The sequence below is a fragment of the Alcaligenes sp. Me129 genome (genome assembly GCF_050487245.1).
GTDB lineage: Bacteria > Pseudomonadota > Gammaproteobacteria > Burkholderiales > Burkholderiaceae_B > Alcaligenes > Alcaligenes phenolicus.
Genome location: NZ_JBKQGX010000033.1, coordinates 1 through 9,279, shown reverse-complemented (window position 1 = coordinate 9,279; position 9,279 = coordinate 1). Strand labels below are relative to the sequence as shown.

Sequence of the window (9,279 nt, the reverse complement as noted above, 5' to 3'; positions counted from 1 at the left end):
GCATAGGACGCGGTAAACGCATTCCTGACCCAAGCGGGAAACAGACGTACAGTCGCCGCAATCAGCAGTTGTGGCCGTAGTCGGGACAGCAATAAGGGAAAAAAGAAGAATTATCAGAAAGGAACCGGCTGAACAGCCGTTCCAGCAGCGCCTTGCGCGCTACTTCTTAACGTGGGCTGCTTGTCGTGGCAGCCGAACCACCGGGAGGCACAATCTGCACAAAGATCTCGCCTTCACGCATCATGCCAAACTCGCTACGGGCGCGCTCTTCGACTGCATGGGTACCCGAGCGTAAATCCTGAACCTCGGCCAGCAAGGCGTTATTACGCGCCGTCAGGGCTTCATTGGTTTCTTTTTGCGCAACCAGCCTGGTCTGCATTTGCCGTACATCCAGCCAACCGCCTTTGCCCCACCATAAAGCGTAATGGGTTACCAGGGTCAGGCACAGCAGAAGCAGGACGATAAGGCGCATGGCGATATAAGAACCGGGTCTTCCGACCCGGTTCATCAAACAGAATTAGCGCAGATTATAGAACGCTTCGCGACCTGGGAAGGTAGCAACTTCTGCCAATTCTTCTTCAATACGCAACAACTGGTTGTACTTGGACATGCGATCGGAACGGGACAGGGAGCCTGTTTTGATCTGCATGGCATTCGTAGCCACAGCGATATCCGCAATCGTGGAGTCTTCGGTTTCACCCGAGCGGTGCGAAATCACGGCGGTGTAACCAGCGCGCTTGGCCATTTCGATGGCAGCAAAGGTTTCGGTCAGGGTGCCGATCTGGTTGATCTTGATCAGGATGGAGTTACCGATACCCAGTTCAATGCCCTTCTTCAGGATCTTGGTGTTGGTTACAAACAAATCGTCACCAACCAACTGGATCTTGTCGCCCAGTTGCTGGCTCAGAATGCGCCAGCCGTCCCAATCGTCTTCGGCCATGCCGTCTTCGATGGAGATGATGGGGTACTTGTCGCACCAGTTGGCCAACAGATTGGCAAAGTCTTGCGAGCTCAGGGACACGCCGCCTTCGCCGGCCAGGTGGTATTTGCCGTCGCGGTAGAACTCGGAAGCGGCGCAGTCCAGGGCCAGAGCGATCTGGGTGCCGGGTTCGTAGCCAGCTTGTTCGATAGCGCGCAGGATCAGTTCGATAGCGGCTTCGTGGTTGGCCACGTTAGGAGCAAAACCACCCTCATCGCCCACAGCGGTGGACATGCCTTGATCGTGGATCAGGCCTTTCAGGGTGTGGAATACTTCTGCACCCATGCGCAGCGATTCGCGGAAGCTCTTGGCACCCACGGGCATGATCATGAATTCTTGCAGATCCAGGGTGTTGTTGGCGTGTGCACCACCGTTGATGACGTTCATCATTGGCACGGGCATGGCCATGGCACCACTGCCACCGAAGTAGCGGTACAGGGACAGACCCGAATCATCAGCAGCGGCACGGGCCACAGCCATACTGGCAGCCAGCATGGCGTTAGCGCCCAGGCGGCTCTTGTCTTCGGTGCCGTCCAGCTCGATCAGGGTACGATCGATAAAGGTTTGTTCTTGAGCATCCAAGCCCATCAAGGCTTCGGAGATTTCTGTGTTCAGGTTCTCGACAGCGCGCAAAACACCTTTGCCCAGGTAACGGCTCTTGTCACCATCACGCAGCTCCAACGCTTCGCGAGCGCCAGTGGATGCACCAGATGGAACGGAGGCACGCCCCATAGCGCCCGATTCGAGCAATACATCACACTCCACCGTTGGATTACCACGGGAGTCCAGAATCTCGCGGCCAATAATATCTACGATTGCACTCATGATTTTGACAGTCCTGCCTGAAGTAGCATTAAGCTAGATAAGTTAAACAATCCTGCTGCCGGGCATATCGCCGTAAGCCGATGTGAAAATCAGCTTGAAAAGGCGCCTAGCCTGGAAGTTGAAAAGATCAGCAAGCGCGACAGCTATAGTGCAATCAGCGCCCCCTGCCCTCCTGCTAAAACAGGATTGTACCTGCCCATGACACAGCCGTGCCATGTCTGGTCCCGAAAGCTGGAAAAAAGCCTGGATTCAAGACCCTGCCTTCATCCTGATCGAAACCGGCACGTGTTTATTATCACCAGAAATTCCGAGACTAGGCGGCGTCTCTGTAAATACAAAAAGTACCGATACGTCTCAAAGTAAATCTTTGTCGGCCGCTTTCAACAAGGCGCTTTCCCAGTTGCCCAGCAAGGTGATCAACTGATTCAGATCCTGATCAGAGAAGTCTTGCAGCATGGCTTCCACCAGACGACGACGCCGGGGAAGGGTGGCTTCCACCAGCTCGCGGCCAGCGGGGCTTAGACGCACATTGGTCAGCCGGTTGTCCTGCTCATCCGTGAAACGCTCGACCAGCCCCAGGGACTCGATGCTTTTAAGCTGCCGTGTCACCGCAGCCGGATCAATGCGCAGCAGACGCACCAACTGCTTTTGAGACAGACTACCCTCTTCCTGGTACAAGGAAATCAGGATACGCCAGCGTGGCAAGGGCATCCCCAACTGCTGATCAAATGCCGCCATCAGGCTGCGATACGTGCGCCCCAGCTGCTGAGCCGCTTGAAGTTGCGGAAATTCATTCATCATGTTCAAGACTGTTCTTGACGATTAAATCGTATCGGTGGCACTTTGCGTACCCAATAAAAACACCAGACTATCAGCAGCAAGGTCACGGCCATCCCCATATTGACGGCATGTGCCAGGGCGTCGCGGGCCAAGCCCAGATACACCTGCCCTTCCTGCCCGGCCTGCTCCAGAAACCGCGTCTGCTGACTCACACTCATCAGAACTTGCGGATCTTGGAGGGAGTTGACCAGGCTTGTGGGCAAAGCCTCCAATTGCGTGCGGATGGCCTCCCCATACTGATAATTGATCAGGGTTCCGACCACAGCAGTACCCAACATGCCACCCACCATGCGCATGGACTGTAGCATGGCCGTGGCAATGCCCAGCATGGAGCGTTCCACAATTTCCTGCGCAAATACCGTCAGATTGGGCATGATGCAACCGACCCCGGTGCCAGCAATAGTGGCATAGATCACAAAATGCCAGTGCGGATCGGTCTTCTTGATGAACACCATACCCAGGCAGGCGATCGTCAACAGCACCAGGCCCAGATACAGCATCAAGGTAGGACGACGCAGGCGTGTAATCGTACGGCCATTAATGATACTGCCCACCGTAATGAACACGACCAAGGGTGTGATCAACAAACCGGCGGTTTGTGGTCGCAGGCCATACCCCCCTTGCAACAACAAGGGCGCATAGAACAAGAGACCAAACAGAATAAAGCCCAAGCCCGCAGACAGAACCAGCAAAGAGAATTGGGCTGGGCTACTGAACAAGACCAGGGGCAGCAAAGGTTCTGCCACCCGTCGCTCCCAGGTCACCAGCAGAACAAAAGCAGCCACACTGCACAGGCCAAGCAAAACCATCAAATAGCTGCCCCCATATTGCGGCAGCAACTCTACCAGCAACTGGATACAGGCCAAACCGACCATCAACAAGAAAGCACCCAAGTAATCCATGCGGACCTGGGTTTGACGAAAATGACGGATCTGCGGCAAATAGCGATAGACAAAATACAGGCTTAACAAACCCACGGGCAGATTCACATAAAACACGGAGCGCCAGCCATAGTGCTCGGTCAGAATTCCGCCCAGAAAGGGCCCTATCCCGTTCGCAATCCCAAAGGAAGCACTCAGCATGACTTGCCAGCGCAAACGCACACGGGGGTCAGGAAACAGATCAGGCACACAGGCAAATGCGGTCCCCACCAGCATGCCCCCCGCAATCCCTTGCAAGGCACGTGCCAGTACCAGCTGCAACATGCTTTGCGCCATGCCGCAGAGCACGGAAGCCAGGGTAAACAAAACGATGGACACCAGCACAAAGCGGCGGCGTCCATAAAAATCTCCCAGACGGCCAAAAATAGGCACGGTAATCACTGAAGTCAGCAAATACGCCGTTGCCACCCAGGCATACAGTTCAAAACCATGCAGCTCGGAGACAATGGTGGGCAAGGCTGTCCCGACCACGGTCTGATCAATTGCCACCAACATCACCACAAAGCACAGCCCCATCATCGCCAGTATGGACTCTGTGACTGACAAGACCCGCCCCGGCGTCTTTTGTGCTGTTTCCGATACGTTTACCATTTCCATTGACCATGCAATTATTGCCTAGTCAACAATTTTACGAGAGTGATAAAAACCTGACAAGCGCTGCCTGAATCAACCCATATCCCGGCATCCCGGTACACAATAGCGACCATCCGGAAAGCACCGCTTTCCAAGCACATCCTCCCCACAGGAAAACAGTATGAATATCATGATTGTCGGTGCCAGCATGGGGCTGGGACGCGCCTTGATGGACGGCCTGGCCCAAGACGGCAACACGCTTTATGGCGTGGCTCGCCGGACACCCGCACCATCGGCCAGCCCGCTCAGTCCCGATCCCGGCATCAATCAACACTGGATCAGTGCCGACTTGTCCCAGCCTGACGCCGCCAGCCAATTAGCAGCCGCCTGCCCGCAATCACTGGACGTGCTGATTTATAACCTTGGGATTTGGGAAGACACTGCCTTCAGTGAGGATTACGATTTTCTGTCGCAAAACGATCAGGCTATCCGTCGTCTGGTCGATGTGAATCTGACTGGAGCCTTATTGGCCATACGTCATCTGCTGCCTCATTTACTGCGCAGCAAACAGCCCCGCCTGATTCTGACTGGTTCCACCTCGGGTCTGCGTCAAAGCGGTCGCCCAGAAGTTGCCTTCGGAGCGACAAAATTTGCCTTGAATGGTTTGGCAGACAGTCTGCGTGAAGGCTATAGAGATCAAGGCCTGGCCGTCACTTGCCTGCAACTGGGCTACCTGAATACGGAAGACGGCCTGGATGTGCCACTGCACGCCGCCGCAGAGCGTGACCAGGGCGAGACAATTCCAGTGCATGACGTGCTCACGATTGTGCGTAGCCTGCTGCAACTGTCTCCCGCCAGCTTTATACGCGAGCTGACCCTACCAGCCCTGCGTGATCCGCGTTTCTAAACAGCCACACAACTCCTTCCTGCCATCGTGCTCAAGAAGGTCGGACTGTGTCCCTGCAAGCATCAAAAAAGGGAGTGTTTTCACACTCCCTTTTTCCTGCCTGACTACATGGCGTAGTCCGCTTCTTACAGACCCTGCACCACGTACATCGTCATGTTGGCAGCACCCTCACGTGCTTGACGAGCACGGCGGTATTCCTCGGAATCGTGGAACGCCTGGGCCTGTTCCAGTGTGTCGAACTCCATAACCACGGTACGCAAAGGCGCATTGCCTTCCAGAGTGACCGTTTCACCGCCACGTACCAACACTTTCACGTTGTGGGTTTTCATGGCAATGCTGGAAAACTCCTGGTACTGCTTGTACTGCTCGGGGTTGGTTACTTCGACATTAGCAATCAAAAATGCGGACATAGTGTCTCCAAACTACTTTTAATAGCCGTGCTGCAAGGCACCGCTGTTTTTAACAATCGAATCGATCTGCTGCAATGTCCGCAGCAAGTCTGCCATCTGCGACAGAGGGACAGCATTCGGGCCGTCAGACAAGGCCTTGTCCGGGTTAGGGTGAGTTTCCATGAACACGCCCGACACACCCGCTGCGACAGCAGCACGCGCCAGGACGGGCACAAACTCACGCTGACCACCCGATGTCGTGCCCTGCCCGCCCGGCAACTGCACCGAGTGCGTGGCATCAAACACGACCGGACAATCCGTGGCGCGCATGATCGCCAGGGACCGCATATCGGACACCAGGTTGTTGTAGCCAAAGGAAGCACCACGCTCACAGACCATGATGGTGGAGCCATCTCCGCCCATTTCCATCGCTGCCGCACGTGCTTTTGCCACCACCTGCACCATATCCTGAGGAGCCAGGAACTGGCCCTTCTTGATATTCACAGGTTTCAGGGTAGCAGCGCAGGCCTGAATAAAGTCGGTCTGACGGCACAGGAAAGCCGGGGTTTGCAGCACATCCACGACGGCCGCCACATCATCGACCTGGTCCTTGTCGTGCACATCGGTCAGGACCGGCACTTTGTAGTGCGAGCGCACATCCGCCAGAATCTGCAGACCTTCGGCCATGCCGGGGCCACGATAAGACTTGTCCGAACTCCGGTTGGCCTTGTCAAACGAGCTTTTGTAGATAAAGGGGATACCCAGAGCCGAGGTAATCTCGGCAAGCTGGCCCGCTGTATCAAACGCCATTTGACGCGATTCAATTACACAAGGGCCAGCGATCAGAAAAAAGGGCCGATCCAGGCCAACGTCGTAACCGCATAAATCCATAATAGACCTCGTTTCAGTATTTCTGCATTCTCCCACATTCCTGACGGCGCTGCTGCACCGCAGTGCAGCAAGCCTGTCAGCCCAATCGTTCGGAGATTTCGATCAGGTTCAAGTCCGGGTCGCGCACATAGACTGAGCGAATCGGGCCGGTAGCTCCTGTACGCTGCACCGGCCCTTCAATAATGGGCCAAGCTTGTGACTGCAGATGCGCGATCACCTGCTCCAGCGGAATGCTGGCAATAAAGCACAGGTCCAGCGCCCCGGGCACCGGCAAATGCGCCTTGGGCTCGAACTCCTGCCCACGCACATGCAAATTGATCTTTTGCGAGCCAAAGCTGAAGGCAATGCGTCCTTGCCCAAAGACTTCCTGCTTCATGCCCAACACTTGTGTATAGAAATGGGTCGTGGCTTGCGGGTCGGTACAGGTCAGCACCAAATGATCCAGCTGTTCGATCATGATTACTCCCAGGAAAGCGGGCAACACACTCTGTCGCCCCGAATGAAAAAGCCCGCGTAGCGCGGGCCTTTTCAGTCATACCAAATTATCAGGCTGATTTTTTCTGGTGGTCCAGAGCAGCTTTGATATAGCTGGTAAACAGCGGATGGCCATCACGCGGAGTGGAAGTGAATTCCGGATGGAATTGCACGCCCATGAACCAGGGATGATCAGGCAGTTCCATGATTTCTGGCAGGTTCTCGGTAGGAGTACGAGCGGAAATCACCATGCCCACTTCTTCCAGACGTGGCACGTACAAGGTATTCACTTCGAAACGGTGGCGGTGACGTTCATTTACTTCCGGACCGTAAATGGCTTCAGCACGCGAACCTGGCTTCACTGGGCAACGCTGTGCGCCCTTGCGCATGGTGCCGCCCAAATCGGAGGAACCATCACGGTGCTCAATCTTGCCTTCGCGGTCTGCCCATTCGGTAATCAAGGCCACAACCGGGTGCACGGCCGATGGATCGAATTCAGTCGAGTTCGCGCCCACCAGATTGCCCACATTGCGAGCAAATTCAACCACCGCCAATTGCATGCCCAGGCAGATACCCAGGAATGGCACGCCGTTTTCACGAGCGTATTGAATGGCGCGAATCTTGCCTTCGGTACCGCGTTTGCCAAAGCCGCCTGGCACCAGAATGGCGTCCAGACCTTTCAGGCAATCGGTGCCTTCGTTCTCGATGACTTCGGAATCCAGGTACTCGATATTGATACGGGTACGGGTGTGAATACCGGCGTGAACCAGTGCTTCGCTGAGCGACTTGTAGGATTCGGTCAGGTCTACGTACTTGCCGACCATACCGATACGCACTTCGTGCTCCGGATTTTCCAGGGCTTGTACCAGACGATCCCACATGGACAGATCAGCCGGTGGAGGCGATAGCGCCAGTGCATCGCACACCAGGCTGTCCAGGCCTTGCTTGTGCAGCATGGCTGGAATCTTGTAGATGGAATCCGCATCCCACACCGAAATCACGGCGTCCATGGGCACGTTGGAGAACAGCGAAATCTTGGCCAGTTCGTCGTCAGGAATGACGCGATCCGCACGGCACAGCAAAGCGTGTGGGTGAATACCGATTTCACGCAGCTTTTGCACCGAGTGCTGGGTAGGTTTGGTTTTCAGCTCGCCTGCCGATGCAATGAAAGGCACCAGCGTCAGGTGAACAAAAGCGGTGTTGTTGCGGCCCAGACGCAGATTCATCTGGCGGGCAGCTTCCAGGAAAGGTTGGGATTCGATATCACCCACTGTGCCGCCGATCTCGACGATGGCAACATCGGCCTCACCATTGTAGGCAGCCTTGGCGCCACGAATGATGAAATCCTGGATTTCGTTGGTGATGTGCGGGATAACCTGCACGGTCTTGCCCAGATAGTCCCCGCGACGCTCTTTGCGCAGCACGGATTCGTAAATCTGGCCCGTGGTGAAGTTGTTGACCTTGCGCATGCGAGCGGAAATAAAGCGCTCGTAGTGGCCCAGGTCCAGGTCGGTTTCCGCACCATCCTCAGTAACAAACACTTCACCGTGCTGGAAGGGGCTCATGGTGCCCGGATCTACGTTGATGTAGGGATCCAGCTTGAGCATAGTCACGCGCAAACCGCGGGACTCCAGGATGGCAGCCAGGGATGCAGCCGCAATACCTTTGCCCAGGGAGGACACAACGCCTCCCGTTACGAATACATATTTGGTGGTCATTATAAAAGGCGCCTGAGGTCAAATCAGGCGATAGCGGGAAATTTGGATTATAACGGCAAGCGCCCATGCTTGGCGACCCGACTAGTGGCATTTCACAGCGGAAATACCACTAGCCCTTGCAGCTATTGACAAGAGCAGAGGGTGGCGATCAGATCGCCTGCGTCCTTTGCTCAAGCCACTTGCGTGCATCCCCCTGAACACGAGGCAAGAGACGTTCACGCACTTGCTGATGATATTCATTGAGCCAGTTACGCTCGGCAGCCGTCAGTAGTGCGGCATCTATACAACGCGTGTCAATGGGGCACAGGGTCAGGGTTTCAAAACGCAGGAACTGCCCGTACTCGCTGCGCATGGCCGGAACCGCCGCCACCAGATTCTCGATGCGAATGCCCCATTGGCCGGGACGATACAAGCCAGGCTCGTTGGAGGTAATCATGCCGGCACGCATGGCGGAATGAGGTCCGATACGACCGCGCCAGGAAATGGACTGCGGGCCTTCATGCACATTCATGAAGTAACCCACGCCATGGCCAGTGCCATGACCGAAGTCCAGGCCCTGCTCCCACAAAGGCTGACGGGCCAGTACATCAATTTGCTGACCGGCAATGCCTTCCGGAAACACCAGCATGGACAAGGACACCATGCCTTTGAGCACCAACGTGAAGTCACGAATCTGCTCGGCAGACACCTGGCCTACCGGCACCACACGGGTAATGTCGGTGGTCCCGCCCTGATACTGCCC

At 55.6% G+C, this 9,279-nt stretch carries 10 protein-coding genes; 1 reads left to right on the top strand and 9 read right to left on the bottom strand.

Features of this window, described 5'->3' with window-relative positions:
• Positions 1-166: 166 nt before the first annotated feature.
• From ftsB to ACLPGZ_RS19425, 4 genes are all read right to left on the bottom strand, one after another.
• A complete protein-coding gene (gene ftsB / locus ACLPGZ_RS19440) occupies positions 167-472 on the bottom strand; it encodes a cell division protein FtsB (protein WP_009456508.1) in 306 nt (101 codons plus the stop codon).
• A gap of 45 nt (positions 473-517) precedes the next feature.
• Positions 518-1,804, bottom strand: a complete 1,287-nt coding sequence (eno, locus tag ACLPGZ_RS19435; protein WP_009456510.1) for a phosphopyruvate hydratase — start codon at positions 1,802-1,804, stop codon at positions 518-520.
• A gap of 354 nt (positions 1,805-2,158) precedes the next feature.
• Positions 2,159-2,605 (bottom strand): MarR family winged helix-turn-helix transcriptional regulator, encoded by a 447-nt coding sequence (locus ACLPGZ_RS19430; protein ID WP_052159446.1) that lies wholly within the window; start codon positions 2,603-2,605, stop codon positions 2,159-2,161.
• Positions 2,606-2,607: 2 nt separating this feature from the next.
• Positions 2,608-4,176 (bottom strand): MFS transporter, encoded by a 1,569-nt coding sequence (locus ACLPGZ_RS19425; protein ID WP_266107960.1) that lies wholly within the window; start codon positions 4,174-4,176, stop codon positions 2,608-2,610.
• Between the two features lie 163 nt (positions 4,177-4,339).
• Here ACLPGZ_RS19425 and ACLPGZ_RS19420 point away from each other — a divergent pair, with 163 nt between their 5' ends.
• Positions 4,340-5,065 (top strand): SDR family NAD(P)-dependent oxidoreductase, encoded by a 726-nt coding sequence (locus ACLPGZ_RS19420; protein WP_035272535.1) that lies wholly within the window; start codon positions 4,340-4,342, stop codon positions 5,063-5,065.
• Positions 5,066-5,190: 125 nt separating this feature from the next.
• Here ACLPGZ_RS19420 and ACLPGZ_RS19415 read toward each other — a convergent pair whose 3' ends face one another.
• The 5 genes from ACLPGZ_RS19415 to ACLPGZ_RS19395 form a co-directional block, all read right to left on the bottom strand.
• Positions 5,191-5,475 carry a DUF1330 domain-containing protein gene (locus ACLPGZ_RS19415; protein WP_009456520.1) on the bottom strand — a complete coding sequence of 95 codons (285 nt, stop codon included), beginning with the start codon at positions 5,473-5,475 and terminating at the stop codon, positions 5,191-5,193.
• Between the two features lie 18 nt (positions 5,476-5,493).
• Positions 5,494-6,345 carry a 3-deoxy-8-phosphooctulonate synthase gene (kdsA, locus tag ACLPGZ_RS19410; RefSeq protein WP_009456521.1) on the bottom strand — a complete coding sequence of 284 codons (852 nt, stop codon included), beginning with the start codon at positions 6,343-6,345 and terminating at the stop codon, positions 5,494-5,496.
• A gap of 76 nt (positions 6,346-6,421) precedes the next feature.
• Positions 6,422-6,802 carry a VOC family protein gene (locus ACLPGZ_RS19405; RefSeq protein ID WP_009456523.1) on the bottom strand — a complete coding sequence of 127 codons (381 nt, stop codon included), beginning with the start codon at positions 6,800-6,802 and terminating at the stop codon, positions 6,422-6,424.
• 88 nt (positions 6,803-6,890) lie between these two features.
• Positions 6,891-8,537 carry a CTP synthase gene (locus tag ACLPGZ_RS19400; RefSeq protein ID WP_009456525.1) on the bottom strand — a complete coding sequence of 549 codons (1,647 nt, stop codon included), beginning with the start codon at positions 8,535-8,537 and terminating at the stop codon, positions 6,891-6,893.
• A 148-nt stretch (positions 8,538-8,685) separates the two neighbouring features.
• Positions 8,686-9,279, bottom strand: a 594-nt coding sequence (locus ACLPGZ_RS19395; protein WP_429641885.1) for a M24 family metallopeptidase, incomplete at its 5' end; no start/stop codon positions are given.